The following is a 26,124-nucleotide window of genomic DNA, read 5'->3' as shown; positions in this document are numbered from 1 at the left end:
ATAAAATAATCATGCTAATAAAAACAAATTGCTAAAAGTGTATGCCATTTAAATGTTAAATATTGCATATTTTAAAAAATAGGCAGGAAGTAAATAAAGGGATATACTATCTAAATTATTTTACTTTCTGTTTTTCTTTTGCAATTTGTAAAATATATGGGGGGGATAAGTAATGGAAAATTCTAAAGACAAATCATTAAAAAGAACTTTAGGATTATTTGATGCTATAGCTATAGTTATAGGTATGGTTATAGGATCAGGAGTATTTTTTAAACCATCTATAGTTTTTAAGGATGCTGGGTCACCAAAACTAGGAATACTAGCATGGATAATAGGTGGATTAATCACTATGGCATCTGGACTTACAGTAGCAGAAATTGCTGCGGCTATTCCTAAAACAGGGGGAATATTTATATACATAAAAGAGTTATATGGCGAGTGTGCATCCTTTTTATTAGGTTGGGTTCAATCTGTAGTGTATATTCCAGGGGCAGGTGCTGCATTAGGAATTATTTTAGCTACTCAAATCACAGATTTTATTCCATTAACAGATACACAACAGAAAATTGTAGCTATGGCATTTTTATTATTTATAATGACGTTAAATATAATTTCTACAAAACTTGTAAGTAAAATCCAAGGAATTGTAACCGTTGCAAAATTATTACCTATTATAGTTATAATAGCTTTAGGATTTATTAAGGGAACAGCTAAAGGACTTACTTTAAATGTAGGATCTTCAGCTAGTACAATATCTGGTTTTGGGGCTGCACTACTAGGTACTTTATGGGCTTATGATGGTTGGATTAATGTAGGTAATATGGCGGGAGAACTTAAAAATCCTGAAAAGGATCTACCTAAGTCTATAATTATAGGTATATCAACAACAATTATAGTATATGTATTTATAAATATAGCTTTAATTAAAATAGTACCTGTAAAAGCTGTAATAGCTTCATCAAAACCTGCATCAGATGCTGCGGTAGTTTTATTTGGTAGTACTGGTTCAAAAATTATTTCTGCAGGAATAATAATTGCCATATTTGGAACTCTAAATGGATATATGATGACAGGATCTAGAATTCCATTAGCTATGGCTCAAGATAATCTTACACCTTTTAGTAACTTCTTTAAAAAGGTAGATAAAAAATCAGGAACTCCGACAAATGCTTTTGTATTTGAAACTCTTTTAGCATGTCTTTATGTTTTATCCGGTTCCTTTGATACATTATCTAATCTTGTAATGTTTGTTTTATGGATATTCTTTACTATGGCAGTAGCAGGAATATTTATTTTAAGAACTAAATTTAAAGATTTAAAAAAGCCATATACGGTACCACTTTATCCAGTAGTACCTTTAATAGGTATACTAGGAAGTGTATACGTTTTAATAAGTACCTTAGTAACTAGTACTTTATATGCTGTATCTGGTATAGTTATAACTTTATTAGGACTTCCAGTTTATTTTTATTTAAAAAAAAGAAATAATAATCAAATAGTACAAATTAAAAAATAATATAACTTCTTATATTTAAACAACAGGTTGTATATAATACAACCTGTTGTTTTATTATGTTATAATAATATAGTTTTACAAATGTTTATAAAAGATTTAATTAATCTATAAAATTTATTATATACCAATTATAATTTAAAAATATACTTTAAAATTAAAGAGGTGATGAAAAAATGGGTCATAATATATTAATACAAATACAAAATAACTATATATCTTTTTCAGAGAAGGAAAAAATGATAGCAGATTATATAATAGCCTATAGTAGTACCTTAAATAATATTAATATTAATGATTTAGCTCAAAAGACAGGTACATCGAATTCTACCATTACGCGTTTTTGCAAAAAAATAGGTTGTAAAAACTTTGTAGAGATGAAAATGCAACTATGTGCAGATAATAATAATAACAATAATGATAAATCTTATGATTTATTTGAAAAGATATATTCTTATTACAAAACTATAATAAGTGGTAACAATAAAATATTACATAAGGAAACAATAACTAAATTTATTGAGAAAATTAAGAAGTCAGAAAAAATATTTATATATGGCTTAGGTAGTTCAGCTCTTACAGCTATTGAAATAAAATATAGATTTCAAAGGATGGGAATGTTAGTAGATTCTATAACAGATTCTCATATTATGCTAATGAACAGTAGTTTAGTTACAGAAAAGGATTTAGTAATAGGTATATCAAATTCTGGAGCCACTAATGAAGTTATTGAAGGATTGAAATTGGCACAAAAAAGAAAAGCGTATACAGTGGCTATTACAAGTTTTAAAGAAAGTGCTATTACAAAGTATGCTGATTTATGTTTTATAACTTATAATACAAAATTTATTGGAGAAAAAAATTTTATAAATAGTCAATTATCTATTATATATTTAGTTGATATATTATCAATGATATTGTTAGAAGATGAGGAGTTATCTAAATCTATGGAAAAGACCTTAGATGTAATTTATAAGTACAAAGAAACCAATAGATAAATTTTTATGGGCTTTTTTGTTGAAAAAAATCTGATATTGTTTACAAAAATAATTTTCTTTGATATTATATATATGAAAATAATTTTTATAAGGAGTGAGAATTAAGATGAATAATTTATTTAGTAAAGCCCAAAAATTTGGTAAAGCATTTATGCTACCTATCGCAGTATTACCTGCAGCTGGACTTTTACTTGGCATCGGGGGAGCATTATCTAATCCTAACACTGTAAAAGCATATCCATTTTTAAATATACAATGGTTACAAGTAGTGTTTACAATAATGAGTATGTGTGGAGAAATAGTATTTGCTAATCTTCCTGTATTATTTGCAGTAGGTCTTGCAGTAGGTCTTGCAAAATCCGATAAAGGAACAGCAGGCCTTGCAGCGGTATTATCTTATTTAGTAATGAATACTTCTATAAAAGCACTATTAGTAGTAACAGGTAAGTTAGCTGAAGACAATATAGCAGCAGTCGGACAAGGTATGGCTCTTGGTGTTCAAACTCTTGAAACAGGAGTATTAGGCGGAATTATAATTGGTGTTGTTACAGCTATATTACACAATAGATTTAATAAAACTCAATTACCTCAATTTTTAGGTTTCTTTAGTGGTTCGAGGTTTGTACCTATAATATCTTCTGTAGTTGCAATTTTAGTTGGAGCAGTTTTATTTGTTATATGGCCTCCAATTCAACATGGAATTGCATCTGTAGGTGAGTTAGTTACTAAGACAGGTTATGTAGGAACATTTATATATGCATTTATTTTAAGAATGTTAGGACCTTTAGGATTACACCACATATTCTATATGCCTTTCTGGACTACAGGTTTGGGAGGATCAATGGTTATAAATGGTGTCTTAGTTGAGGGTACTCAAAAGATTTTCTTTGCTCAATTAGCAGATCCACATACAACAAAGTTCTTTATAGGAACTTCAAGATTTATGTCCGGTAGATTCTTAACTATGATGTTTGGTCTTTTAGGAGCGGCACTTGCTATGTATCATACTGCTAAACCAGAAAATAAGAAAAAAGTAGGTGGATTTTTATTATCAGCAGCACTAACTTCTTTCTTAACAGGTATTACAGAACCATTAGAATTTTCATTCTTATTTATAGCTCCATTTTTATATGTAATTCACGCATTATTAGATGGAGTGTCATTTATGTTAGCTCATATATTTAAAATAACAATTGGACAAACTTTTTCAGGTGGATTTATAGACTTTATGTTATTTGGTGTTTTACAAGGAAACTCAAAAACAAACTGGATTATGGTACCAATATTGGGTGCAGGAATGTTTGTTCTTTATTATATAATATTTAGAACTTTAATAGTTAAATTTAATATTAAGACTCCAGGTAGAGAAGATGAATCATCAGAAGAGTCAGTAGCTACAGTAAACAAGAGTGAAAGAGCAGAAACTATTATAAAAGCTTTAGGTGGAAAAGAAAATTTAGAAGAAGTAGATTGTTGTGCAACAAGATTAAGAGTTACAGTAAAAAATGTAGAATTAGTAGATAAAGATATGCTTAAAACTACTGGTTCTAAGGGAGTAATATTAAAAGGAAATGGAGTACAAGTAATTTATGGACCAGCAGTTACTATAGTAAAAAATGAAATAGAAGAAATAATAGGATAGGAAAGAGGGATACAATGGTATTAGACAAAATTAAAGGCGGACTTATAGTTTCCTGTCAAGCTCTTGAAAATGAGCCACTTCATAGTTCTTTTATAATGGGCAGAATGGCTAAAGCAGCTTACATGGGTGGAGCTATAGGTATAAGAGCCAATACTAAAGAAGATATAGAAGAAATAAAGAAAAATGTTGATTTACCTGTTATAGGTATAGTTAAAAGAGAGTATGAAGATTCAGAGGTTTATATTACTCCAACAATGAAAGAGGTAGATGAACTTGTAGAAGTTAATTCTGATATAATAGCTATAGATGCTACAGATAGATTAAGACCTAATGGAGTAACTTTAACTGATTTTGTTAAAGAAATAAGAAATAAATATCCAGATATAATTTTAATGGCGGATTCATCTAATATAGAGGAAGCTATAAAAGCAAGTGAATTAGGTTTTGATATTGTGGCTACTACTTTAGTTGGATATACAGAATATACTAAAGATTTGCATATAAATGAAAATGATTTTGAAATTATAAAGGAAATATTAAGTAAAGTAAAAGTTCCTGTAATAGCAGAAGGAAATATAAATACTCCAGAAAAGGTAAAAAGATGCTTAGAAATTGGAGTACACTCAGTAGTTGTAGGTAGTGCAATTACAAGACCACAATTAATAACTAAGAAATTTGTAGAAGAAATTAAATAGTATTGATCTATTAATTAAAGGTTAAGAGGTAAGATTAAGGTCTTATTTCTTAACCTTTAATTAGTTAATAAAACTACTTTTAAAAATCATTAAAAAATTTAAAAGAAAGTGGTAAAATAGTATGTAAATATATTAATTTCAAATTGTTTAATTTAAATAATGAATTTATAAAAATGGGAGGGATATTATGAAAAAAAAAGTTAGTTTAATGCTTGTGGCGATGATGATGATAATTTCAACATTATTTGCTGTAGGTTGTTCAAACAATCCTAAAAAGGAGGAAACAACTAAAGAACAATTTAATAATGAAACTAAAAAGGAAAAAATAAAAATAGCAACTTTAAAAGGTCCTACAGGTATGGGCATGGCAAAGCTTATAAAAGAAAATTCAGAGGATTATGATATTACTTTATTTGATTCTCCAGATCAAATAGTTTCTAAAGTTATAAATGGAGAAGTAGATGTAGCAGCAGTTCCATCTAATTTAGCATCTATCTTATATAATAAAACCAAGGGAGAAGTGCAATTGGTTGGAGTTAATACATTAGGAGTTTTATATATTGTAGAGAATGGTAATACCATAAAAGACATAAAGGATTTAAAAGGTAAAACTATTTATGCAAGTGGTAAGGGAGCTACGCCTGAATATATTTTAAATTATATATTAAAGAAAAATGGATTAGATAAGGATGTTAAAATTGAATATAAAGCCCAACATAGTGATTTAGCAAATCTAGTAGCATCAAAGGAAGCTAAAGTAGCAGTGTTACCAGAACCTTTTGTAACTACAACAAAAATAAAAGATAAAGACCTTAATGTACCAATTAACTTATCAAAAGAATGGGAAAAAGTATCTGAAGGTAATGGCAAGTTAGTGATGGGTACATTAATATTTAGAAAAGATTTTATAGATAAGAGAGAAAAAGATGTAGACAAGTTTTTAGACAGATATAAAAAATCTGTGGATTTTGTAAATAATAATAAAATTGAAGCTAGTAAACTTATAGAAGAGCAAGGTATAATTCCGAAAGCGAAAGTAGCGGAAGTAGCCATTCCAAAATGTAACATAGTATTTATATCTGCAAAGGATGCAAAGGATTCTTTGGAGAAATTTTATAATGTTTTAAAGGAGAGTAATCCAAAATCTATTGGAGGAAGACTACCAGATGAAAAATTCTATTACAAAGCTAAATAAAGATAAATCTAAGCTTTTAAAGAAATTTTTTATAGTATTATTTTGGATAATAATATGGGAGCTTTGCTCCCTTATTATAAATAAGGATATCTTACTTCCATCACCTTTTAATGTGTTTAAAACTTTAATCAATCTTATGGGAAAAAGATACTTTTGGATAAGTGTATTTAAAAGCATAACTAGGGTTATAATTGGACTTATAATATCTATAATATTTGGTATAGTTTTAGGCATAATATCAGGACTTAATAAGTTTTTGGAAGAGTTTTTAGAGCCTTTAATAGTAATTATAAAGGCTACTCCGGTTATGTCTATTATAATAATTGCATTAGTTTGGTTTAAATCTTCTAATGTAGCTCTATTTACAACTATATTAATGTGCTTTCCTATTATATATACTAATGTACTTTTAGGAATAAAATCTGTAAATAAAGATTTAATTACTATGTCACAAATTTATAGAGTAAAAAAGATACATATATTAAAAGATATTTATATACCTTCTATAAAACAATATATAATATCTGGTATACTTATGTGTTTGGGTATTGGATGGAAAGTTTGTGTAGCATCTGAGGTTTTAAGTACACCTAGGTATTCTATAGGGTTAAATCTTTTTAATGCTAAAGCGACTTTAGAAACAGAAGAGCTTTTTGCGTGGACTATAGTAGTTGTTTTGTTAAGCTTTATATTTGAAATGTCTTTTAAACATTATATAAATAAAAAATCTAAATATTAAAAATGATTTTATAGATTAGAAGATTAATATAGTATTTAGGAGAAATATATGAAAGATAGCGTTTATACAGTACAAATAATAAATGGATATAAAAATTATGAAAAGCAGAAAGTATTTGAAGGATTAAATATAGATTTTATTGAAAATCATATTACAGGTATATTAGGACCTTCAGGTTGTGGAAAAACTACCTTGTTAAATATTATATCTGGTATAGAAAGTTTAGATAAAGGAAATTTAATAACAAGGTGCAAAAATATAAGTTATATATTTCAAGAAGATATATTAATACCGTGGCTTACGGTGCATGAAAATATAGCTTTTGTTTTGAAATCTTATATGAACAAAAAAGAAATTGATGAAAGGGTATATAAATATTTAAACTTGGTAAAACTAAAGGAACATAAGGATAAGTTCCCAAGAGAACTTAGTGGTGGGATGAAAAGAAGAGTAGCTATAGCAAGAGCTTTTTGTCATAAAAGTAGTTTAATCCTTATGGACGAACCTTTTAAGGGACTTGATATTAATCTTAAAAATGAAATAATAAAAGAACTAAAGCAAATTCTAAAATATGATAACAGAACTGGTATATTAGTAACTCATGATATTAATGAAGCAAAGGCTTTAGCTCATGAAACCTACTATTTTAAAGATGGTTCACATTTAATTGAAGTATAAAATGTGAACCAGAATATTTAATTATTTTACTATATTAAACTAATTATTTTTTTTCATGAGCAAGCATTTCACGTACAATTTTAATATATCTTTCAGATACGTCAGGACACTCTGAAAGAAGAGAATCCACTACAAAATCTATATTGCTATCATCTATTTTTTTACAGTTTACATTTTCATATAATATCATACCATTGTTATCTAAAGAATTGTATATAGTATCAACAACAGGAGATTGCATAACTTTAGCATCATCCACGCAACTATCTGCAAAATATAACATATCTTCAACTACTATAAGTTCCCCATAAACATATTCTTTTTTTGTATCTTTAGAATCACAATCGTATTTTGTATGCTCAACATGTTTTATATCCAAGATATTTTTATTTTCATTTCTTGTTAAAACTGTTCTTACTTCAAGCTCCATTAATCTTTTTTCCATATGTTCAGAGAAACTTTCACTGAATTCTTCAATAAATTTCTTCATAGTTATTGTTTTTTTTAGTTTATAATTTCTTCTCATAATAAAAAACGCTCCTTTTTATTTAATTGATATTTTTATTCAAGTTTTAACTATGTGGGAATATTAGGATTGAAGGATAAATAGGCATAAATTTCTATTATACAAAAAACCACCTTAGTGAAGGTGGTAATAATATCAATAATCTAACCGCGCTATATTGATATAAATCTGTATATCAATAACATTAACCTTTATCTCTATATAAGTATTATAACATAATTGTTGCACTTTAACAAAAATGAGTTGTTTTTGTGAATTTGTATATTAAATATCTTTATTATTGTAGTTGATTAATGCTACAGTATTTTGTAATATTATACTATAGTTAATAGCGTAAATTATTTATAAAAATCTAGGAGATGGAAAAATGAAATTGGACTTAAAGAAAGTAGCAGCTATACATGATATTTCAGGTTATGGTAGAGCTTCATTAACTACGGTAATACCCATAATATCTTCTATGGGATCACAGGTGTGTCCTATTCCAACAGCTGTCCTATCAACTCATACAGGTGGATTTGGTAGCCCTAAAATAATAGATTTAACTTCATCTATGGAAGAGTATATAAATCATTGGAAGTCATTAAACTTAAAATTCGATTGTATATATAGTGGATATTTAGGATCAGTACATCAGATAAATATAATTTCTAAATTTATAAAAGAATTCAAGACACTAGATACTCTAGTAGCTATAGATCCTGTAATGGGAGATGATTATACTTTATATAAGGGTATAGATTTTCAAATGGTTAATGATATGAGAAAATTTATAAGGCTCGCAGATTTAATTACTCCTAATTATACAGAGGCTTGTTATATATTAAATAAAAAATTTGATGAAAAATTAGATAAAAATGAGTTAATAAATATGCTTAAAAGTCTTTCTAAAATTGGTCCTAAATTAGTTATTATAACTAGCGTGCCTTTAGAAGAAAATGTAATAACTACTGCTTGTTATGATAAAGAAAAAGATTATGTTCATTTAGCACAAAATCCTAAATTAGATGCAGATTTTCAAGGAACAGGAGATGCATTTACTAGTGTTATAGTTGGAAGTATGCTAAAAGAATATAATATAAAAAAAGCTGTAGATAAAGCGATAGATTTTATAGATTCAGGAATAAAAATAAGTTTGCAATATGATTTTCCACATAGAGATGGTATGATTTTAGAAAAAGTTTTACATAAGATTCTATAATTTAATTAAAATAAATTTTTTATTTTAATTCATTTAAACTTAGAATAAGTTTTTCATTATTTTTTTATAACTTTTCATATGTCAGCAAAGCCTTATTATGTGGGCTTTGCGGGCGTCTTTATTATCGGTAGATACTTCATGTTTCTTATCATAAATACTCATATCTTGCCTTTCAAAAGTGGTAAATTTATTACGCAATCACACTTACCATTTCAGCCTTTCTAAGGTGAACAAAGACAGTACAAATTTCACTATATGAGTTGACTCTACATAAAACAGATAACTGGATGATCGTAAGATAAATGAAAATGGACTTGCTCCGTAATGCTGTAGGGTAATCTATAAGCATTTTATATTGAGAAATGTTTATTGCTATCATTCTTATTTCCGTATATAATAAATACAATCAAGCACAATAGGATATCTATCCTATGGAATAAATATCAGTATTAGAAGTTGCGACAAAATGGAATGTTCCAGAGCGACGAGTATAAAAACTTTGTGAAGAAAACTTATGGTTTTAGTCATATATGAATGATACCAAAAGATACAGAAAAGCCGATGACAGACGTTTGAAAAGCCAGCGAGAGGGGAGAAAAACGAGTGGAATTTAACGAAAAATTGCAACAGCTTAGGACACAAAAAAATTTAACACAACAGCAGCTTGCTGAGCAATTATATGTATCTAGAACAGCAATTTCAAAATGGGAAAGCGGAAAAGGATATCCTAATATTGAGTCATTAAAATGTATTTCTAAATTTTTTTCTGTTTCAATAGATGAACTATTGTCAGGGGAAGAAGTGGTTGCCCTTGCTGAAACAGAAAATAGCTCCAATCTTAAAAAGATTTATGGCCTTCTTATAGGGATATTGGATGTAATGGCGATTATATTCATCTTTCTACCACTATATGGGAAAACAGAAGACGGTTATATTTATTTGGTCAATCTATTCTCATTTACCGAAACGACCATGATGAATCTTATCATCTATTGGGGTACTTTTATTGCTATAATTGGAATTGGTATTTCTAAGCTTACCCTTACTCACTTTAATAAAGAGGTATGGAGTGGCATTGCTTCAAAATTATCTATCACATTAAGTATTGCAGCTGTTTTTTTCTTTAGTGCAGCCAAAGAACCATATGTTACAGCTTTCTTATTTTTGTTTTTTATAATGAAAATTTTTTTGTTGATAAAGGAATTCAAAGTTAAATAAAAAACCCTATAAACCTTTGAAAAATAGGCTCTGACACGATAAGTGTCAGGGCTTTTTTTTATTGTGACGGTAAATATCTTGGTTTTTATTATTTGGGGACAGATAATAAATTCGTGGTAAGTATAAACAGTGACCCACAGAAAGGGATGATAATTATGGAATATATTATCGAAACAGAAAACCTTACTAAACAATATGGAACTACTACCGTTGTTGATAAGGTCAATATTCACGTGCCAAAAGGTAAAATCTACGGTTTACTAGGTAGAAACGGAGCAGGAAAAACTACTACAATGAAAATGATCTTACAGCTTGTTTATCCGACTGAAGGAGCAATTCGATTATTTAGCACAAGTAACAAAGAACATGCCCATATCCTTTACGGAAAAATAGGTTCTATTATAGAAACGCCAGGTTTCTATAATAATTTGACAGGGTGGGAGAACTTAAAAATTATTGCCAAATTGCGAGGACAGCTCAATAAAAATTTGGTGCAGGAGGCACTTCGCATTGTTGGATTACATAAGGAAACAAGCAAAGTGTTTGCAGACTATTCTTTGGGAATGAAGCAGCGTCTTGGTATTGCAGCATCGATTATGCACGAACCTGAATTACTGATACTGGATGAACCAATAAACGGACTTGACCCTATTGGTATTTCTGAAATCCGCTCACTTCTCTCTAAGTTAAGTCACAGCAAAGGTACAACCATTTTCATTTCAAGTCATGTTTTAAGTGAGATAGAACAAATTGCAGATATTATCGGTATTATGCATGAGGGGCGATTGATTGAGGAAGTTGACATGGCAGAACTTCACAAACGCAATCGCAGATATATAAAATTTGAGTTAACTGACGTAAAAGCTGCCGCAGAAATATTAGAAAATCACTATCAGATTACAGATTATTCAATACAGGACAATACAATAAAAGTCTATGACTTTACTCATAACTCTGGGGAAATCAACAAAACTTTTGTAGAAAATGGTTTGTTTGTAACAAGTGTAAGTGCAGACGAAGAAAACTTGGAAGATTATTTTTCAGGATTGATTGGGGGTAGCGGAATTGCTTAATCTTATTTCATGTGAATTATCAAAATTAAAACATTCAAAAATGGTACTTATCAGCATTTTAGGTGTTATGTCTACACCATTTCTGATGTTAGTTGAAGCCCTTCAAACTCACTTTCAGCATCCAGAACGTGTTTTTACATTGGCTAACATCTATGATAACAGTTTGCCGTATATGATGCTGTTAACCAATATGATGATTTATGTTGTAATCACTGCTTATTTATTTAGCCGTGAGTATACAGAGAATACATTTAAGACTATACTGCCAATACCGATTTCAAGAACAAAACTATTACTTGGTAAGTTTTGTACTCTGTTTCTTTGGATTGTTATGCTCACCTTTGTAACATGGGTAGGCATATTCACTTTATTAGGAATATATCATGCCGTTTTTGTTATGGAGGAATATAACTTATTTGTTGCTATTGAATGGCTATTCAAGTTTTTACTTGGCAATATGCTTATGTTTTTAACGTTTTCTCCATTTACTTATATCGCCCATAAAACAAAGGGATTTGTTGCACCTGTGATTGCTTGTGCGGTTAGTATTATGGGGAGTGTAGCACTTTCTAATCAAAAATTTGGAGCGTTTTATCCATGGACAGCTACATTCTTTTTGGTAAAGGGAAAAATGCAAAGCACAGGCTACTCAATTCCTTTAGCAATCATTGCATTTGTATCTTTAGGTGGATTTCTATTAACATTTAACTATTTTAAAAAGGAGGATTTGAAATAATGTTACTTGATTTTGCTGAAATTTTAAAAGTCATATTTCTTGGGATTGTAGAGGGAATTACGGAATGGTTGCCCATCAGCAGCACAGGTCATATGCTCCTTGTGGACGAGTTTATTGCTCTTAATATGAGCGAAGCGTTTAAGGAAATGTTTTTTGTTGTTATTCAGTTTGGAGCTATACTTGCAGTAGTCGTTATGTTTTGGGGAAAAATGTTTCCATTTCAATTTGAGGATAAATCACAACCGATTGTTAAAAAGTATACTTTTTCGCTGTGGTTTAAGGTTGCGGTAGCTTGTGTACCGTCAGCTATTATGGGATTTCTATTTGATGATTATTTGGATGCTCATTTTCATACGCCAATTGTAATTGCAATAATGTTAATTTTTTATGGTGTGTTGTTTATTATCGTTGAAAATTGGAATAAAAAACGTACTTCTGCAACTATGACACTTTCTTACATCAGCTATAAAACAGCATTGATGATTGGAGCATTTCAAGTGCTATCGCTAATTCCAGGAACATCTCGGTCAGGTGCGACGATTATAGGTGCTTTGCTGCTTAATGTGTCAAGGGTAGCCGCAACAGAATTTACATTCTTTCTTGCTGTACCAACCATGCTTGGGGCAAGTGCCTTGAAGCTGTTAAAATTTGGAGTTAACTTTACAAGCACGGAACTGCTTACACTTGTCATTGGTATGATTGTAGCATTTATAGTGTCTGTCCTTGTAATTAAATTTCTAATGAGCTTTATTAAAAAACGTGATTTTAAGGTATTTGGTTGGTATAGAATTGTATTAGGTATAACTGTGCTTCTCATGTTTTTAATGCAATAGTTTATATACAACACTTGTTAACTAAATATGCTATTTCTTTAGCTCGTACAAACATTATGATTGTACGGGCTTTTTTGTCATTAATCTCTCTTTATATTGTTTTCATAGGGATGGTATAAATGGTATTACTATTAAAAGAAAATAGAATATTTATGCTTATATATTTCAGCTATCGGCAGAAAGGGAGTAAATCATCAGATTAGAATTTTAAGCATTGATGATGATTGTTATAAAAGGTGCCATAAAAAACCATAGGAGACAGCTTACTACACCTTCTAAACGTGAGTTGTTGTTCTGTGATATGTCAGAAGTAAAATAGTTAGATCTTTATTCCAGAAGAAATAGAGGTTTAAGAAGGCTACAAGTATTATTAAATGAAAGAAAGCAGAACAAATATATCTAAATTATGCTTGCGTCCCTTTTACCATGAGAGCTATGCAGTCAGTATGAGCGTTGATGAAGAAAGGGAGATATACAGTTTAGTGAAGTCTCCCTTTGTTTTTTATCGTCATATCAAGAATTATTTATTCATTTGTGGTAAATTCGTGGTAAAATTAATGCTTTTTAGTTGTTGAGTTACTGATAAATATATTGTTTATGTGGATAATCGGTATTTCTATTTAAAGTTTAATAATAAATTAATAAAAAGTGGTTATAATATAAATAAGCTAAAAGCTAAAAGAATCCCTCTAAAATATCCCCCATAGTTTAGAGAAGATTAAAAAATAAGGAGATAAATTTTATTTATCTCCTTATTTTTTATATAATTTTAAGGTATAGATTTTTATTTATATAGTTTTGGTGTACCAAAATAATAAGTATTATTTATCCAAGGGTACATAGAATTAAAGATTATATATATAGGCGAATTATATAAATCTTTATGAGCTTTAAAAAACTCTTTATCCCCATAAATTATAGATTCCAAAGCAAGAGGTAATTCTTTCATAAATATATTACGTCTATAATTTGATTTATAAATAGAAGGATAAACTCCATCTATACAAACATTTCCTAATAGCATATATCCATTATTTGTTTTTTTAAAAGTGACTAAAACTTCATCTCGTGTTAGGGTAATTTTGTTGTATGCATAATTCATACCTACAGTTAAAAACAATTCTCCAGTAGTGTCTGAATGTGTTAGGGTATATTTTCTTCCTAAGATAGGTTCTGTTTTTGTAACATTATCTCTAAATTCTACATGCAATTTTTTGGGATTTAATTTTCTCATAAAATCTCCTGATAAATTACTTTTTATATAATATGAATAAAGCACGATTTTAGTTAAAATTTATCTGGAAAAATTCACTTTTTAATTTAAAATTTCATATAATAATAAGAGTAATATAATAAGGAGAATTTGTTATGTTCTTTTCCCCATATAACTATTGTCCATTCTATAGATATTATAAAAATATGGATTCTTACAAATATGATAGTATGGATATTAAATATAAGCAAAATAATTTTATAAATTCTAAAAAAACATATAATAAAGCTAAAATTAATGAACAAATATTATCACCAGATAACTTCAAAATAACCTATCCCTTTGTAGAAAACATTAGAAATGATTCTTTAAAGAAAATTATAAATAATAAAATAATAAATGAAGTTTCTAATTTGTTCAAGGAACAAGTTTTGCTTCCAGAAAAGGTAAATTTTATAGAAGTTATAGAGTTTTATGAAATGCCTTTAAATAAAAGAGGACTGTTAAGTATATTATTTGGTATATATACTTATACAGGAGGAGCACATGGATATACAGCATACTCTTCAATTACTATAGATTTAGATACAGGAAAAGTTTATAATTTTAACGATTTGTTTACTACAAGAATAAATTATAAACCTATATTAGAAGATAAAGTAAGAGAATATATAAAACAAAATGATATACCTATATTAGAAGAATATAAAGGTATTGATAAAAATCAACAATTTTATTTAACTCCTACGGAACTTGTTATTTATTACCAAGTTTATACTTATACTCCATATGCTTATGGATTATTTAAAATTCCAATTCCGTACAAAGATATATTAAATCTGCTAGGACCTGCAAGTCCTATACAAAAGTTGTTATAAAGTTCTAATTATTTAAGAAATACAGTAGTATATAATAAAAATAAATATTATATATTACTGTGTTTTAAATTTAAGATATAAATGTTATAATTGAAATAAATGATATATTTTTACAAATAAATTAGTATATATACTATACTTATTCTTTTTAATAAATATATTAGGGGATGAGGTTAAGATTATGAAAAATAACGGGGATTATTTTAAGGAAAGAGAGTTGTTTAAAGCTACAAATCTTTGTGATGATAGGGGAAATTTACAAGCAAGAAGTATAGGATGGAGCAGAAATCCTATAATAAACTGTAATCTAAAATATCATCAGTTTAGGAAGAAGAAATGGAATTATTGGTATATGCTTAATAAAGATTGTTTATTTTCTGTAACTATATCTAACGTGGATTACTTAGGGATGGTATTTGCTTATTTTTATGATTTTAATACAGGGGAATTTATAGAAAAAACTTTAATTTGTCCTCTAGGTAAAGGGTGCTCTCTACCAGATAAAGTATTAGACACTACAGAATTTTATCACAATAAAATGAATATATTTTTTAGGTGGAATAAATATAAAAAAATAATGAATATAATAACAGAATGTAAAAACTTTAATGGTAGAAATCTAACTGCAAATTTTAAAGTTCACTATAATGAAGAACAGGAAACTTTAAATGTAGTAATACCTTGGAGCAAAAGTAAATTTCAATTCACCTCAAAACAAACTTGTCTTCCAGTAGAAGGGCAAATAATATTAAATAATAAGAAGTATATATTTCATACAAATGATAGTTTTGCAGGATTAGATTTTGGTAGAGGTGTATGGCCTTTTAAAATAATGTGGAATTGGGCTACTGCTTCAGGTATTCAGGATGGTAGAACTGTAGGTTTTAATTTAGGAGCAAAATGGACAGATGGAACAGGGATTACAGAAAATGCTTTATTTATAAACGGTAAGATAATAAAGATTAGTGAAAAAGTTATATATCATTACGATGAAAATAATTTAATGAAACCATGGAGTATAACTACAGAAACTTCTGATAAAGTAAGTTTAAAATTCACACCTTTTTATGATAGATTAGCAGAAACAAATGCTATAATATTAAATTCTAAAGTACATCAAATGATTGGGGAATTTTCAGGATACATAAAGGATCAACAAGGGAATGTTATCAATGTAAACGATTTAAGAGGTTGTGCAGAAGAGCATTATGCTAAATGGTAAAGTAATATTAAAATAAAAGTAATAAGCTTTTTAAGTTTATTACTTTTATTTTAATATTTCAATATAAATTTATACTTAGAATTTTTGATATATATTATAACTCTTAAAGTATAAGGAAAAATTATAAATTCATAGATAAGCTATAATTATTAATTATTTAACTAATAATTGAGCTTATGTTATTATATATGAAGGTTAAATTATCGAAGTTTAACAGATTTGGTACTAATGCCTAGAAAAATGAAAAACTTAATCTTAAAATCTAAAACATATTAGGGGGGATAATAGTGAAATATGATTTTAATAAGATAGTTAAAAGAGATAAAACTAATTGTATAAAGTGGAATTTTAATAAGAAGCTATTAGGTCATGAGGATGTTATATCTATGTGGATTGCAGATATGGATTTTGAAACTGTTCCAGAAGTTACAGAAGCTTTAATAAAAAGGGCTAAGCATGGAATTTATGGATATTCTAGTAATTCAGATTCTTATTATGATGCTATAATAAATTGGATGAAAAATCGTCATGGATGGAATATAAAAAAGGAATGGATTACTTTAAGTCCAGGAGTAGTAATGGCAGTAAGTGCCTTAATAAGAACTTTTACTCATCCAGGTGATAAAGTAGTTATTCAAAAGCCTATATATTATCCATTTTTTAAGTGTATAGAAAATAATGGTTGTCATATAGTTGATAATCCTCTAAAGTTTGATGGTAATAGATATGAAATAGATTTTGAAGATTTAGATGTTAAATTATCAGATTCTAGGGTTAAATTAATGATACTCTGTAGTCCACATAATCCTACAGGAAGAGTATGGACGAAGGAAGAATTGATAAAAGTTGGGGAACTTTGTATAAAACATAACGTTCTAATTATTTCAGATGAAATTCACTCAGATTTAGTTTATAAAGAGTATAAACATACTCCATTTGCATCTATTTCCCAGGAATTTAGAGATGCATCAATAACTTGTACAGCACCAAGTAAAACTTTTAATTTAGCAGGATTGCAAACTTCTAATATTATAATACCTAATGATAAGTTAAAAAAAGAGTATGAGTTAACATTAGAAAACTTAGGGATAAATCGTCTTAATTTGTTTGGATATATAGCTTGTGAAACAGCATATACCCATGGAGAAATGTGGTTAAATGAACTTTTAGATTATTTAAAAGAAAATAAAGAATTTGTAAAAAAATTCATAAATGAAAAAATTCCTAAGCTTAAAGTAATAGAACCGGAAGGAACATATTTATTATGGATAGATTGTAGAGACCTTAATATGGATATAAATAAGTTAAAGGAATTTATGCTTAAGGATGTAGGAGTAGCCTTTGATGAGGGATATATATTTGGACAGGCAGGAGAAGGATTTGAAAGAATGAATATAGCTTGCCCAAGAGGCATATTAGAGAAAGCACTAGTGAAAATGGAAAAGGCTATAAACGATATTTAAATTTAATAACTTTAAATAGAATAGGGGGATTATAAATGAAGAAGAAAAGATTAGGGTTAATTATACTAGGACTAGTAAGCTTAGTTGGATTATTAGTAGGATGTAGTTCTAGTAATTCAAATGCTACAAATGCTACAAATGCTACAAAGAATAAGAATTTTGATTCTCAAGAAAAGGTAATAAGAGTAGGAACATCACCGGATTATTATCCATGGTGTTATACTGAAGGTGGGAAGTTACAAGGATTTGAAATTGACATTTGGAATGAAATAGGTAAAAGATCTGGTTATAAAATTGAATTTAAACAATCTAAATTTAGTGGATTATTTGGTATGTTAGATTCATCGCAAATAGATACAGTTGCTCACCAAATTTCAACTACACCAGAAAGAAAAGAAAAATATGATTTTACTGAAACTTATGCTTATAGTGGATATAGTTTTGTAGTTACAAAAGACAAGAATATTAAGAGTATAGAAGATTTCAAAGGTAAAAAGATAGGATGTACTTTAGGTGGTAATGGGGAAAAAACTTTAAAAAATTTGAACAAAGAAAAGGGATTAGATTTACAAATATTAACTTATGATCAAACCCCAATGGAAAAGGACGTAGAAATAGGAAGATTAGATGCGGCATGGATTGGGACAGTTAAAGCTAAAACTGTTATAGAAAAAGAAAAAATGGATTTAAAATTATATGATCCTAAATATGTTTATGAAATAAATCAATATCCATTTAGAAGAGAAGAGAAAAGCAAGAGTGTAGTCAAGGATGTAAATAAGGCAATAAATAGTATGCAAGAAGATGGTACATTAACCAAACTATCTGAAAAATGGTTCAAGCTTGATACAACCAAAAAGAATTAGGTGATAAATTTATGAAATTTGATGTACAATATTTTACTAATTTAATTCCATTAATGATTAAATATTTAAAAGTAACTTTAAAAATTTCTATATCAGCTTTAATTCTAGGTTTAATTCTTGCAATAGTTATAGCTTTAGCTAATGAATTAAGGATTAAATTTTTAAATCCTATAACTAAGATTTGGGTATCATTTTTTAGAGGAACACCATTAATTGCCCAGTTGTTTTTTCTGTATTTTGGGGTAGTACAATTAATTCCTAGCTTAAAAGGAATGACTGCTATGATGGCGGCAGTTATTGGATTAGCATTTAATTCATCTGCTTATATGTCAGAAACTTTAAGGGGGGCTATTTCTTCAGTAGATAAAGGGCAAATAGAGGCAAGTTTATCTATAGGTATGACTCCATTTCAGACCATGGAAAGAATTGTTTTTCCACAAGCAGCTAGGGTAGCGATACCAGCTTTATCTAATAGCTTTATAGATATAATAAAGGGATCAGCTTTAGCTTTTACTTTAGGGGTTACAGAAATAATGGCAGTAGCCCAAAGTGAGGGAGCTTCAAGTTATAGATTTTTAGAATCTTTTACTGCAGTGATAATGATTTATTGGATTATTATTAGTATTTTTGGATATTTACAAAAAGTAATAGAAAAGAAAATGAGTAAATCTTATTAGTTAGTAGAGGATGGCGGTGTAAATGATAAAAATAGAGAATTTACATAAGAGTTTTAATGGAGTAGAGGTTTTAAAGGGAATAGATTTGGATATAAAAAAAGGAGAGGTACTTGTTATTATAGGACCATCAGGTACAGGAAAATCTACACTATTAAGGTGTATAAATTTTTTAGAAAAACCTGATAAAGGGAAAATAAAAATAGGAGATTTAAAGGTTGATGTAGAAAAAGCTACAAAAGATCAAATTAATAGACTTAGAATGAATACTTCTATGGTATTTCAAAGTTACAACTTATTTAAGAATAAAACTGCTTTGGAAAATATAATGGAACCTCTAATAGTAGTAAAAAGAATGAACAAGGATAAAGCAAAAAACAAATCACTAAATATATTACAAGTAGTAGGGTTAGAAGATAAAAAGGATTATTATCCATCCAAGCTGTCTGGAGGACAACAGCAAAGAGTAGGGATTGGAAGGGCAATGGCTGTAGAACCTAAAATAATGTTATTTGATGAACCTACTTCTTCTTTAGATCCTGAACTTGTAGGAGAAGTTTTGTCAGTTATTAAAAATTTAGCAGATGAGAATACTACTATGATTATAGTGACCCATGAAATGAATTTTGCTAAAAGTGCAGCAGATAGAGTTATATTTATGGATGATGGAAAAATAGTAGAACAAGGATCTCCAGACAAGATCTTTTCAAATCCTCAAAATGAGAGAACTATTAAGTTTTTAAACCAAGTTAAAAATAAGTAAATATAAAAACAATAATTAAAAATCTCAATCTTAATGATAAACTAAGATTGAGATTTCATTTATACTATTTTCAGCTAAAAATGGATTTATATAAACTAGAAAATAAGCCTAATTTATTATATAATTAAAATATAAAATTAAATAATGCTTTACCAATTTTAAGGAGGATTTGTATGTTAAATGGAGAAAAAATCCGCGAAACTAGATTAAAATTAGGTTATACAACTAAAGACATCGAAAATCTTACTCGTAACCCTAAGTTTAGTACTTCTATTTCAAAATCCTATTTAGAAGAATTAGAGAGGGGAGATAAGAAAAATCCAAGTTTTGAAAAGGTAGTTGTAATATCTCAAATCTTAAGATGTAAATTGGATGACTTAGTTTCAAGGTAAAGCAATATTAAAAATACAAATGTTTAATAAATAATATTATAGTAAAAATATATGAATTATAATTTATTAATAACTAAAAGTATGCTTTTGAGGCATACTTTTTATTTTTTATATACTAATTTATATAGTTTTTGAAAATTAATATAATACCTCTTTTATTTTATCACATACATATTATTTAAAGGAGCTGATTAATAATATGGCTGCAAAATTAGTTAAAAAAGAACGCAACTTAGCTATAAAATATGTTGCAGGGGTTGATGACAAAGGTAAAGATATTATAAGATACCAAAGAATGCCTAAATTAAAGATTTCCGCAGACTTTCAAGACGTATTAGATGTAGTAAATTTAATTAAAGATTTTTTAGAAAATCCTATAAGTGAAATATTGATAGAAGATAAAAATACTTTAGTAAATGAATAGGAAAGGAATGTTTTTTTTAATGTCTAAAATGTTAGTTATGAAGTTTTTAAATGAAGAAGGTAAAAAGTCTTCTATAACAATAAACAATATAAAAGATAATATAGATGCAAAAAAAGTTTCAGAAGTAATGGACACTATAATAAATAAAAATATATTCTTCTCTAAAGGTGGGGACTTAAAAATAAAAGATTCTGCTTTTATAATAGATAAAGAAGAAAAGAAAATAAATGTAAAATAAATTAAGTTAAAAATGTTCTTTAATCTAATTGTAAGAGAGTGATATGAAAATGGAAAATGAAATAATGAATGTTGTCGGAAATGTAGGCTTCCCTATTGCTATATCTGTATATTTATTAGTAAGACTAGAAAGTAAATTAGAGATTTTAACCAATAGTATAAACAATTTGTCTAGTGTTATAGTAAATAGAAAGGATGAGCATAAAGAATAATTAATGTATAAAAGTAGTGGAAAATTAATTTTCCACTACTTTTTTATTTTAATACCAATACTTATTTTTTCTTCTATCTCTTTTTCGTTTTATATTATGTTTAAACTTAAATATTAGAAATATTATAGCTATAACAACTATCAAAGCTACAGCAGTAGCTATATAAAAAGGCATATTGTATTTAAATATTTGTTTAGAAGAAAGAGATGAGTAAAGAGAATAAGTTTTTTTAGTTTCTCTTTCCTGTATAGTTAAGGTTCCTATGTTCTTTTTACCACAAAGGGCATTAAATGATGTATTTTCTATATTAAAATTCTTTTTAATTTCTTTATCATTTATATCATTTTTATAATAAAGGGCATCCTCTTGTAAGATTAAAGGAACTTCAATAGTTTTTGATGGTCCTACAAAGCCTAAAGGCTTATAAGCTATTTTTTTTGTACTTAAAGTAGTTCCTTTTTTATATAAATGAGAAGGTTTTGTGCCATAACTCCAATCCATTATTTTTTTCATATCATTAAAAACAAAAGAGTCGTGAGCATCATAAACAGATCCCATAACTACTCCGAGAATTTGTCTTCCATTTCTTTCAAATAAAGCAACAAGGCATCTGCCAGCAGCATTAGTAAAGCCTGTTTTGCCAGCTATACAACCATCTTCCCCTAAAAGTTTATTTCTATTTTTTATAGGCATTTTAGTACCTTTAGAAGTAGCAACTATGCTATCTTTTTTATGAGAAGAATTATATACCCATTGATTTTTAAGTGCAGTTCTACCTATTACACTTAAATCGTAAGGAGTAGTGTAATGATTATCGTTATGTAGTCCATTTGGAGTAACAAAATGTGTATTTTTTAGATGAAGTTCTTTAATTTTGTTATTCATCATATTTTCAAAGTTTTTACTATTTCCACCTACAGAATCCGAAATCATATAGGCTACGTCATTACCAGAGAAAAGTAACAATCCATCCATTACATCATTAGCCTTTATAGTTTCATTTAAATCAATAGGGCGAATGTTTTTATTTAATGAATATTCAGGTTGTTTTTTGGCATCAGCGGTGTAAGGTATAGCATCATCTTTTTTCTTATTTTCAGCTAATAAAAGAGCTGTTAAGAGTTTTGTGGTGCTTGCTGGATACATTTTTTTATCAATATCTTTAGTATAAATTATTTCGCCTGTTTTTACATCAATGGTTATGGCAGCTTTAGCATAAATATTAGGCATTGTTGGATTATCATTTGAAGCTGCAAATACATTAGATGTTATAACAAATAAACAAATAAATAGAGTTATTAAAGAAATTCTTTTATTTTTCATAGTCATCGCTCCGTTTAATTTTATATTCTTGTAATACTTTGTTAGTATAGCATTTAATAATTTTTTTTACAAACAATATAGTTGTAATATATTTAATTATAATATATTTAATTATAATATATTAATTGTAATAATTACATATTAAATTTAAGAAGAATATAGTTTAAAAAATATTTTAAATCTGTTTATATTAACAACTATAGTAAAAACCCTTATGTTATGATGTAAAAGTGAATCTTCAATTTAAAGATTACCATTTTAATCAAAAACATAAGGGCAAAATTTATGAAATTTAAAGATTAATTATCTCTTTCTTTTTGTCTTCTTCCTATTAAAAAAATACTAAGTATAACTATAATAGCGTATATTAAAAAGTATACTGTTGAAATTAGAGTAGGCATTATAAAAAATTTTAAATATATAAATATAGCTAATGATACAATACACCAAAATAGTGATAAATAAGCTATTTTATTATTTCTACTTCTCCACCCTTCAGGATCTTTCATATTTCCTAGAATTTTATCCTTATTGTCACTATCTTCATTAGTATTTGAAACTATTATTTTAAAGTAAATAAATAATACTAATGATATTATTCCTAGTATTAAAAATAGATAAGATATAGAAATACTTGTAATATTCATGAAAACACTCCTTTTAATGAAATGAATAAAACACTACTAAAAAATTTTCCATTATTATTCTTGCCTAATATTATATAAATAATCCCTTATTTCAAAATAAATTTTTAATATTGAAAAATACCAGAATTAGTGGTATGGTTAAAATGAAAAATTTTAAAAAAACAACCATACTTTCCAAGTATGTTTTTTGTTGTGTAAAAATGGAGTGTTTTATGAATAAGGATATTCATGTACTTACAGCTATTCTAGCTAATTTATTAGTTATTATAATTTTGTTTTTAACAGATAATCCTATTATAGTTTTAAGTTTACTTTTATTTTGCTTAATTATATTTTTATCTACAGACAATTTAATAAAACTTAAAAAGGGTTTTATATATTTTATACCTTTCTCAATTATGACTATAATAGTAAATATGATTTTTGTTCAACAAGGAAATACGATTCTTTTTATAGTTTTTTCAAGAAGATTAACCTTAGAATCTTTAATATATGCTTTGATTTTGTCTTTAAAGTTACTTATTATAATGTATATCTTTATATGTTTTTCTATAATGATAGATTCAGATAAAGCACTATCATATTTTTCTAGTATAATTCCTAAGTGCACTTTAACCTTAATGATAGCTTTAAAATTATTTCCTAGCATGAAACAGAGAATACGGGCTTTAAAAGAAATATATATCATAAGAGGTGTGGATTTTCAAAGTAAAACTCTAAAAGAAAAAATAAAATCCTATATACCTATTTTTTCTATACTTTTAGAAGATTCTTTAGAAGAGTCTTTTGATATAGGAGAGTCTGCCTTTGTAAGAGGTTTTCTAAGTGGTAAAAGAAGTGTATACGAAAGGGATAAATTTAAAATTAAGGATTATGTCTTAATTTTTTTATGTGGTATTATATTAGTCTTTTCTATGTATTTTTTAATTAGAGGATATTTAAAGTTTAATATATATGTGTTGGAAGATTTAATAATGGCACTAAACATAGCTAGTTTAATTATTTCTTTTTCTATATTAAGTTTATCTTTGATAATTGTAGCTTAATTTAAATAAAGCATTTATTTAATAAGGAAGGTATAAGATGAATAAGGATTTTATAACAGTAGAAAATTTAAGTTATTTCTATGGTGGATGCAATAATAGGTCTTTACAAGATATAAATATTAGGATAAAAAAAGAAGATTTTATTTTATTATGTGGTGAATCAGGTTCTGGAAAATCTACTTTAATTAAATGCTTATGTGGGAGTATACCTAATTTTTATGGTGGTAAAATAAGAGGAAATATTTATATAGAAGGTAAGAATTTAAAAAATATATTACCCAAAGATCTAAAAGGAAAAATAACCGTAGTATTTCAACATCCGGAAAAGCAAATTATAATGAATAAGGTTCATAGAGAAATAGCCTTTGGTATTGAGAACATAGGTCTTGATGAAAGAATTATAAAAAGAAGAGTTATGGAATCCTTACAATTTTGTAATATATTACATTTAGCTTATAAAGATGTAGATAGTTTATCCGGTGGAGAAAAACAAAAGGTTAGTATAGCTTCAGCATTAGCTTATAGACCAGAGTGTATAATATTAGATGAACCTACATCTCAATTAGATCCTTTATCCAAAGAAGAAATAGTTAATATAATAAAGAAGATAAATAAGGAATTTGGTATCACTATAATAGTTGTAGAGCAAAGAATAGAAAAATGGTTTGAATGTGCAAATAAGATAGCTTTTATGAAAAAAGGAAAATTAGATTTTAATGGAACTTCGGAAGAATTTATAAAGCATTATGAAAAAGTAAAATATTTTTTGCCTCAGCATATAAATATTCTTAAGAGTTTAGGGATTTATAATATATATAGTTTTAAAGAAACCAGACAATATTTACAAGAAAATTTTTTGAAATATTATGAAAAAAGTGAAGTTACAAAATGTGAGAATAATAGTGAAATTATAAAATGCGAGAATAATAAAGAGGTTATTATAGATATTGATGATTTAAAATATTCTTATAAAAATACTTCAGATGATTTTAGGATAAAAGATATAAATCTAAAGGTACATAAACAAGATGTTTTATCTATAATAGGTGCTAATGGTGCAGGTAAAAGCACATTTTTAAAATTTTTAGCAGGTATTTTAAAATATAAAGGTAGTATAAAGATTTTTAATAAAGAATTAAGAAAGTATAAAAGGAAAGAACTTAGTAGTATAGTAGCTTATGTATCACAAAACCCACAAGACTATATTTCTAAAGATACGGTTTATGAGGAATTAAAATTTACCTTAGATAATTTTAATATAAAAAGTTATGATATTATAGATAAAATTCTAAAAAAACTTCACATTTATAATATTAAAGATAAGAATCCAAGGGATATAAGTGGAGGAGAAAAACAACGAGTGGCAATAGCTTCCATGCTAGTTTTAAACCCTAAGATACTTCTTTTAGATGAGCCTACCAGGGGACTCCATGTAGAAGCTAAAAATCAGCTTTTAAACTTATTAAGAGAAATAAATCAAGAGGGAACTACTATAATTTTAGTAACTCATGATATGAATTTTGTAGCAAATATCTCAAATAAAGTTATGGTAATGTTTAATGGAGAAGTAACGGCGTTAGATAGTAAAGACAAGGTTTTAAAAGAAGGTATATTTTATACAACATCTATAAATAAATTATTTAGGAATATAGATGAAAATATATTTACATTAGAGGATTTAAAAGCATCTTATAGAAAGTTTTAAAGGTGATAAAAA

The 26,124-nt window shown here is 27.4% G+C and carries 28 protein-coding genes; 24 read left to right on the top strand and 4 right to left on the bottom strand.

Annotated features, from left to right (window positions below):
* Positions 1–172: 172 nt before the first annotated feature.
* From BN1711_RS08380 to BN1711_RS08350, 7 genes are all read left to right on the top strand, one after another.
* Positions 173–1,516 (top strand): APC family permease, encoded by a 1,344-nt coding sequence (locus BN1711_RS08380; RefSeq protein ID WP_050607705.1) that lies wholly within the window; start codon positions 173–175, stop codon positions 1,514–1,516.
* A 173-nt stretch (positions 1,517–1,689) separates the two neighbouring features.
* On the top strand, positions 1,690–2,511 hold the full coding sequence (locus tag BN1711_RS08375) for a MurR/RpiR family transcriptional regulator (protein ID WP_050607704.1): 822 nt from the start codon (positions 1,690–1,692) through the stop codon (positions 2,509–2,511).
* Positions 2,512–2,617: 106 nt separating this feature from the next.
* Complete coding sequence (gene ptsG, locus BN1711_RS08370) at positions 2,618–4,153, top strand: glucose-specific PTS transporter subunit IIBC (RefSeq protein WP_050607703.1); 1,536 nt, start codon at positions 2,618–2,620, stop codon at positions 4,151–4,153.
* Positions 4,154–4,167: 14 nt separating this feature from the next.
* Positions 4,168–4,848, top strand: coding sequence for an N-acetylmannosamine-6-phosphate 2-epimerase (locus BN1711_RS08365; RefSeq protein ID WP_050607702.1), 681 nt, complete (start codon positions 4,168–4,170; stop codon positions 4,846–4,848).
* Positions 4,849–5,035: 187 nt separating this feature from the next.
* Positions 5,036–6,043 carry an ABC transporter substrate-binding protein gene (locus BN1711_RS08360; protein ID WP_050607701.1) on the top strand — a complete coding sequence of 336 codons (1,008 nt, stop codon included), beginning with the start codon at positions 5,036–5,038 and terminating at the stop codon, positions 6,041–6,043.
* The gene (locus BN1711_RS08355) at positions 6,015–6,782 is read left to right on the top strand and encodes an ABC transporter permease (RefSeq protein ID WP_050607700.1); all 768 of its coding nucleotides are present in this window, start codon (positions 6,015–6,017) and stop codon (positions 6,780–6,782) included. Before BN1711_RS08360 ends, BN1711_RS08355 begins: the two co-directional genes overlap by 29 nt.
* A gap of 48 nt (positions 6,783–6,830) precedes the next feature.
* The gene (locus BN1711_RS08350) at positions 6,831–7,460 is read left to right on the top strand and encodes an ABC transporter ATP-binding protein (RefSeq protein WP_050607699.1); all 630 of its coding nucleotides are present in this window, start codon (positions 6,831–6,833) and stop codon (positions 7,458–7,460) included.
* 43 nt (positions 7,461–7,503) lie between these two features.
* Here BN1711_RS08350 and BN1711_RS08345 read toward each other — a convergent pair whose 3' ends face one another.
* A complete protein-coding gene (locus BN1711_RS08345; RefSeq protein WP_050607698.1) occupies positions 7,504–7,986 on the bottom strand; it encodes a hypothetical protein in 483 nt (160 codons plus the stop codon).
* Positions 7,987–8,353: 367 nt separating this feature from the next.
* Between BN1711_RS08345 and BN1711_RS08340 the strand changes: the two genes are divergently transcribed.
* The 5 genes from BN1711_RS08340 to BN1711_RS08320 all read left to right on the top strand — a co-directional run bounded on the left by BN1711_RS08340 (position 8,354) and on the right by BN1711_RS08320 (position 13,047).
* Positions 8,354–9,187, top strand: coding sequence for a pyridoxamine kinase (locus tag BN1711_RS08340; protein WP_050607697.1), 834 nt, complete (start codon positions 8,354–8,356; stop codon positions 9,185–9,187).
* Between the two features lie 603 nt (positions 9,188–9,790).
* Positions 9,791–10,405: a helix-turn-helix domain-containing protein gene (locus BN1711_RS08335; protein WP_050607696.1), complete on the top strand. Its 615-nt coding sequence runs from the start codon at positions 9,791–9,793 to the stop codon at positions 10,403–10,405.
* A gap of 152 nt (positions 10,406–10,557) precedes the next feature.
* Entirely contained in the window at positions 10,558–11,478 is a 921-nt protein-coding gene (locus tag BN1711_RS08330) for an ATP-binding cassette domain-containing protein (RefSeq protein ID WP_481128489.1), read from the top strand.
* Positions 11,471–12,214, top strand: coding sequence for an ABC transporter permease (locus BN1711_RS08325; RefSeq protein WP_050607694.1), 744 nt, complete (start codon positions 11,471–11,473; stop codon positions 12,212–12,214). The genes BN1711_RS08330 and BN1711_RS08325 overlap by 8 nt, the downstream gene beginning before the upstream one ends.
* Entirely contained in the window at positions 12,214–13,047 is an 834-nt protein-coding gene (locus tag BN1711_RS08320; RefSeq protein ID WP_050607693.1) for an undecaprenyl-diphosphate phosphatase, read from the top strand. The genes BN1711_RS08325 and BN1711_RS08320 overlap by 1 nt, the downstream gene beginning before the upstream one ends.
* A gap of 784 nt (positions 13,048–13,831) precedes the next feature.
* Here the strand turns inward: BN1711_RS08320 and BN1711_RS08315 are convergent.
* The gene (locus BN1711_RS08315) at positions 13,832–14,281 is read right to left on the bottom strand and encodes a staygreen family protein (RefSeq protein ID WP_050607692.1); all 450 of its coding nucleotides are present in this window, start codon (positions 14,279–14,281) and stop codon (positions 13,832–13,834) included.
* 134 nt (positions 14,282–14,415) lie between these two features.
* Between BN1711_RS08315 and BN1711_RS08310 the strand changes: the two genes are divergently transcribed.
* From BN1711_RS08310 to BN1711_RS12280, 10 genes are all read left to right on the top strand, one after another.
* Positions 14,416–15,138: a DUF3298 and DUF4163 domain-containing protein gene (locus BN1711_RS08310; RefSeq protein ID WP_243128237.1), complete on the top strand. Its 723-nt coding sequence runs from the start codon at positions 14,416–14,418 to the stop codon at positions 15,136–15,138.
* A gap of 181 nt (positions 15,139–15,319) precedes the next feature.
* Positions 15,320–16,360: a DUF2804 domain-containing protein gene (locus BN1711_RS08305; RefSeq protein ID WP_050607691.1), complete on the top strand. Its 1,041-nt coding sequence runs from the start codon at positions 15,320–15,322 to the stop codon at positions 16,358–16,360.
* Between the two features lie 287 nt (positions 16,361–16,647).
* Complete coding sequence (locus BN1711_RS08300) at positions 16,648–17,823, top strand: MalY/PatB family protein (protein ID WP_050607690.1); 1,176 nt, start codon at positions 16,648–16,650, stop codon at positions 17,821–17,823.
* Between the two features lie 35 nt (positions 17,824–17,858).
* A complete protein-coding gene (locus tag BN1711_RS08295; RefSeq protein WP_050607689.1) occupies positions 17,859–18,689 on the top strand; it encodes a transporter substrate-binding domain-containing protein in 831 nt (276 codons plus the stop codon).
* A gap of 11 nt (positions 18,690–18,700) precedes the next feature.
* Positions 18,701–19,366, top strand: coding sequence for an amino acid ABC transporter permease (locus tag BN1711_RS08290; protein WP_050607688.1), 666 nt, complete (start codon positions 18,701–18,703; stop codon positions 19,364–19,366).
* Between the two features lie 22 nt (positions 19,367–19,388).
* Complete coding sequence (locus BN1711_RS08285; RefSeq protein ID WP_050607687.1) at positions 19,389–20,126, top strand: amino acid ABC transporter ATP-binding protein; 738 nt, start codon at positions 19,389–19,391, stop codon at positions 20,124–20,126.
* Positions 20,127–20,299: 173 nt separating this feature from the next.
* Entirely contained in the window at positions 20,300–20,518 is a 219-nt protein-coding gene (locus tag BN1711_RS08280) for a helix-turn-helix domain-containing protein (protein WP_050607686.1), read from the top strand.
* Between the two features lie 199 nt (positions 20,519–20,717).
* On the top strand, positions 20,718–20,942 hold the full coding sequence (locus BN1711_RS08275; protein ID WP_050607685.1) for a DUF1659 domain-containing protein: 225 nt from the start codon (positions 20,718–20,720) through the stop codon (positions 20,940–20,942).
* The gene (locus BN1711_RS08270; RefSeq protein WP_243128236.1) at positions 20,935–21,180 is read left to right on the top strand and encodes a DUF2922 domain-containing protein; all 246 of its coding nucleotides are present in this window, start codon (positions 20,935–20,937) and stop codon (positions 21,178–21,180) included. The genes BN1711_RS08275 and BN1711_RS08270 overlap by 8 nt, the downstream gene beginning before the upstream one ends.
* Before the next feature lie 49 nt (positions 21,181–21,229).
* Entirely contained in the window at positions 21,230–21,391 is a 162-nt protein-coding gene (locus BN1711_RS12280) for a YvrJ family protein (protein ID WP_082174135.1), read from the top strand.
* Positions 21,392–21,439: 48 nt separating this feature from the next.
* Here the strand turns inward: BN1711_RS12280 and BN1711_RS08265 are convergent, their stop codons facing one another.
* Both BN1711_RS08265 and BN1711_RS08260 read right to left on the bottom strand, forming a co-directional pair.
* The gene (locus tag BN1711_RS08265; RefSeq protein ID WP_050607684.1) at positions 21,440–22,714 is read right to left on the bottom strand and encodes a D-alanyl-D-alanine carboxypeptidase family protein; all 1,275 of its coding nucleotides are present in this window, start codon (positions 22,712–22,714) and stop codon (positions 21,440–21,442) included.
* Between the two features lie 299 nt (positions 22,715–23,013).
* Positions 23,014–23,361: a hypothetical protein gene (locus tag BN1711_RS08260; RefSeq protein WP_050607683.1), complete on the bottom strand. Its 348-nt coding sequence runs from the start codon at positions 23,359–23,361 to the stop codon at positions 23,014–23,016.
* Positions 23,362–23,573: 212 nt separating this feature from the next.
* Between BN1711_RS08260 and BN1711_RS08255 the strand changes: the two genes are divergently transcribed.
* Both BN1711_RS08255 and BN1711_RS08250 read left to right on the top strand, forming a co-directional pair.
* The gene (locus tag BN1711_RS08255) at positions 23,574–24,407 is read left to right on the top strand and encodes an energy-coupling factor transporter transmembrane component T (protein ID WP_082174088.1); all 834 of its coding nucleotides are present in this window, start codon (positions 23,574–23,576) and stop codon (positions 24,405–24,407) included.
* A 37-nt stretch (positions 24,408–24,444) separates the two neighbouring features.
* Positions 24,445–26,112, top strand: coding sequence for an ABC transporter ATP-binding protein (locus BN1711_RS08250; RefSeq protein WP_050607681.1), 1,668 nt, complete (start codon positions 24,445–24,447; stop codon positions 26,110–26,112).
* Positions 26,113–26,124: the final 12 nt, after the last annotated feature.

The organism is Clostridium niameyense (assembly GCF_001243045.1).
GTDB classification, from domain to species: domain Bacteria; phylum Bacillota; class Clostridia; order Clostridiales; family Clostridiaceae; genus Clostridium_F; species Clostridium_F niameyense.
This window is presented reverse-complemented; position numbering and strand designations above follow the sequence as displayed.

Excerpts from the sequence above, each read along its gene's own strand:
- BN1711_RS08250 (WP_050607681.1), top strand. The coding sequence starts at position 24,445 with ATGAATAAGGATTTTATAACAGTAGAAAATTTAAGTTATTTCTATGGT.
- BN1711_RS08360 (WP_050607701.1), top strand. The coding sequence starts at position 5,036 with ATGAAAAAAAAAGTTAGTTTAATGCTTGTGGCGATGATGATGATAATT.
- BN1711_RS08375 (WP_050607704.1), top strand. The coding sequence starts at position 1,690 with ATGGGTCATAATATATTAATACAAATACAAAATAACTATATATCTTTT.
- BN1711_RS08275 (WP_050607685.1), top strand. The coding sequence starts at position 20,718 with ATGGCTGCAAAATTAGTTAAAAAAGAACGCAACTTAGCTATAAAATAT.
- BN1711_RS08265 (WP_050607684.1), bottom strand. The coding sequence starts at position 22,714 with ATGAAAAATAAAAGAATTTCTTTAATAACTCTATTTATTTGTTTATTT.
- BN1711_RS08350 (WP_050607699.1), top strand. The coding sequence starts at position 6,831 with ATGAAAGATAGCGTTTATACAGTACAAATAATAAATGGATATAAAAAT.
- BN1711_RS08305 (WP_050607691.1), top strand. The coding sequence starts at position 15,320 with ATGAAAAATAACGGGGATTATTTTAAGGAAAGAGAGTTGTTTAAAGCT.
- BN1711_RS08355 (WP_050607700.1), top strand. The coding sequence starts at position 6,015 with ATGAAAAATTCTATTACAAAGCTAAATAAAGATAAATCTAAGCTTTTA.
- BN1711_RS08320 (WP_050607693.1), top strand. The coding sequence starts at position 12,214 with ATGTTACTTGATTTTGCTGAAATTTTAAAAGTCATATTTCTTGGGATT.
- BN1711_RS08270 (WP_243128236.1), top strand. The coding sequence starts at position 20,935 with ATGAATAGGAAAGGAATGTTTTTTTTAATGTCTAAAATGTTAGTTATG.
- BN1711_RS08280 (WP_050607686.1), top strand. The coding sequence starts at position 20,300 with ATGTTAAATGGAGAAAAAATCCGCGAAACTAGATTAAAATTAGGTTAT.
- BN1711_RS08310 (WP_243128237.1), top strand. The coding sequence starts at position 14,416 with ATGTTCTTTTCCCCATATAACTATTGTCCATTCTATAGATATTATAAA.
- BN1711_RS08285 (WP_050607687.1), top strand. The coding sequence starts at position 19,389 with ATGATAAAAATAGAGAATTTACATAAGAGTTTTAATGGAGTAGAGGTT.
- ptsG (WP_050607703.1), top strand. The coding sequence starts at position 2,618 with ATGAATAATTTATTTAGTAAAGCCCAAAAATTTGGTAAAGCATTTATG.
- BN1711_RS08340 (WP_050607697.1), top strand. The coding sequence starts at position 8,354 with ATGAAATTGGACTTAAAGAAAGTAGCAGCTATACATGATATTTCAGGT.
- BN1711_RS08260 (WP_050607683.1), bottom strand. The coding sequence starts at position 23,361 with ATGAATATTACAAGTATTTCTATATCTTATCTATTTTTAATACTAGGA.
- BN1711_RS08365 (WP_050607702.1), top strand. The coding sequence starts at position 4,168 with ATGGTATTAGACAAAATTAAAGGCGGACTTATAGTTTCCTGTCAAGCT.
- BN1711_RS12280 (WP_082174135.1), top strand. The coding sequence starts at position 21,230 with ATGGAAAATGAAATAATGAATGTTGTCGGAAATGTAGGCTTCCCTATT.
- BN1711_RS08345 (WP_050607698.1), bottom strand. The coding sequence starts at position 7,986 with ATGAGAAGAAATTATAAACTAAAAAAAACAATAACTATGAAGAAATTT.
- BN1711_RS08290 (WP_050607688.1), top strand. The coding sequence starts at position 18,701 with ATGAAATTTGATGTACAATATTTTACTAATTTAATTCCATTAATGATT.
- BN1711_RS08315 (WP_050607692.1), bottom strand. The coding sequence starts at position 14,281 with ATGAGAAAATTAAATCCCAAAAAATTGCATGTAGAATTTAGAGATAAT.
- BN1711_RS08295 (WP_050607689.1), top strand. The coding sequence starts at position 17,859 with ATGAAGAAGAAAAGATTAGGGTTAATTATACTAGGACTAGTAAGCTTA.
- BN1711_RS08255 (WP_082174088.1), top strand. The coding sequence starts at position 23,574 with ATGAATAAGGATATTCATGTACTTACAGCTATTCTAGCTAATTTATTA.
- BN1711_RS08380 (WP_050607705.1), top strand. The coding sequence starts at position 173 with ATGGAAAATTCTAAAGACAAATCATTAAAAAGAACTTTAGGATTATTT.